The organism is Labrys sp. LIt4 (assembly GCF_017813775.1).
GTDB classification, from domain to species: Bacteria; Pseudomonadota; Alphaproteobacteria; order Rhizobiales; family Labraceae; genus Labrys; species Labrys okinawensis_A.
Map to the genome: position 1 here is coordinate 1 of NZ_JAGIPY010000055.1, position 584 is coordinate 584.

Here is a 584-nt window from a genome sequence, read left to right on the forward strand (position 1 = left end):
CCGGCCAACGATGCCAACGACATGGCGGCGGCGCTGGGGCGGATCGGCTATGCGGTGACGCTGGTCAAGGACGGCGACCTGGCGGCGATGAATGACGGTCTGAGGGCCTTCCTGCGCGACGCCGACCATGCCGACAGCGTGGTGGTGTTCTATTCCGGCCATGGCGTGCAGGTGAAGGGGCGCAACTACCTGGTGCCGGTCTCGGCCAGGATCTCGGACGAATTGGATCTGGACACCCAGACGCTGTCGCTGGACAAGCTCCTGGAACTGGTCGACAGCGCGGCGCCGAAGGTGAAGATCGTGATCCTGGATTCGTGCCGGGACAATCCCCTGACGCGCCAGCTGACCCGGGGGGCCGGCACGCGCGGGCTGGCGCGTATCGATCTCGACGCCTCCTCGGCCAAGGGCACGCTGATCGCCTTCTCCACGGCGCCGGGCTCGGTGGCGCAGGACGGCAGCGGGCGCAATTCGCCCTTCACCACGGCGCTGCTCGCCCATATGGAGACGCCCGGCCTCGACATCCGCCAGATGTTCGGCCAGGTCCGGGCCGATGTCGACCAGTCGACCCAGGGCGGCCAGACCCC

1 protein-coding gene is annotated in these 584 nt (G+C 68.7%); it reads left to right on the top strand.

The window, feature by feature from the left end; genetic code table 11:
• On the top strand, positions 1-584 hold a 584-nt coding region (locus J8I29_RS29665), incomplete at both ends, for a caspase family protein (RefSeq protein WP_209434425.1).